Below are 1,048 nucleotides of genomic sequence, written 5' to 3'. Positions count from 1 at the left end.
CCGCGTCGTGCTGCGCGACCACTGGCACAGCGACGCCGCGCCGGTGTTCTACGTGGAGAACGCGCTCATCAACTCGCTGTTCGGCCTGCTGTGCTGGCCGGCCATCTTCGCGCCGCTGCCGGGCGCCTTCTTCCACCCGTTCCAGAGCGGCCCGGCCGACCTGTCCGCGCCCGACTTCGTGCAGCGCCGCGCAGCCTTGTTCGAGGAATGCCTGGCGCATCTGGACGATGGCACCTGGCGCGAGGTCATCGTGCAGCGCCATGCCGACAAGCAGGGCCTGCAGTCGCCCTTCGTGTTCTGGGGCACGCTGAGCGCGCCCCTGCTGGCGCTGGCGCTGGACTGCATTCCGGCCGCCCACCTCAAGCTGTTCTTTGCGCGGCTGCTGCGCGACGTGCAGGCCAACCGCACGGGCTTTCCCGATCTGGTGCGTTTCTGGCCGGCCGAGCGCCGCTACGAACTGGTCGAGGCCAAGGCCCCCGGCGACAAGCTGCAGGACAACCAGATCCGCTGGCTGCAGTACTGTGCCGAGCACGGCATTCCCGTGCGCGTGTGCCATGTGCAGTGGCGCGGCCAGCCGCTGGGAGAGGCCGCGTGAGCTACACCGTGGCCGTGCGCGCGCTGTGCGAGTTCACGGCACGCGCGGGCGACCTGGACCTGCGCTTCACGCCCGCGCCCAGCGCGCTGGAGGGCATGGCCGGCCACAGCCTGGTGCAGTCGCGCAGGGGCAAGGACTACGAGACCGAGATCAGTCTGGCCGGTGAATACGGCGACCTGCGCGTGCGCGGCCGTGCCGACGGCTTCGACGCCGGGGCTGGCCAGCTCGAGGAAATCAAGACCTACCGGGGCCAGATCGAGGGCGTGCGCGCCCACCACCGGGCACTGCACTGGGCCCAGGCGCGCATCTACGCCCATCTGCTGTGCCAGGCGCGCGGCCTGCAGCGGCTGCGCGTGGCCCTGGTGTATTTCAACGTGGGCAACTCGGAGGAGACCGTGCTGGTGCAGGAGGAAGACGCGGCCACGCTGCGCGCCTTCTTCGAGCAGCAATGCG

Annotated in this window: 1 protein-coding gene and 1 pseudogene; both read left to right on the top strand. The window is 70.3% G+C overall.

The genetic code is table 11. The features are described 5' to 3' along the window. On the top strand, positions 1-595 hold a 595-nt coding region (locus L995_RS13840), incomplete at its 5' end, for a VRR-NUC domain-containing protein (protein ID WP_047472318.1). Continuing rightward, positions 592-1,048 (top strand): annotated as a pseudogene (locus L995_RS13835) (ATP-dependent DNA helicase); the annotation flags it as partial. The gene L995_RS13840 and the pseudogene L995_RS13835, both read left to right, overlap by 4 nt.

The organism is Delftia sp. ZNC0008, from assembly GCF_000799035.1.
Classification (GTDB): Bacteria; Pseudomonadota; Gammaproteobacteria; order Burkholderiales; family Burkholderiaceae_C; genus Comamonas; species Comamonas tsuruhatensis.
Note: the sequence above shows the minus strand (reverse complement) of the source record. Positions and strands in the feature narration are given on the sequence as shown.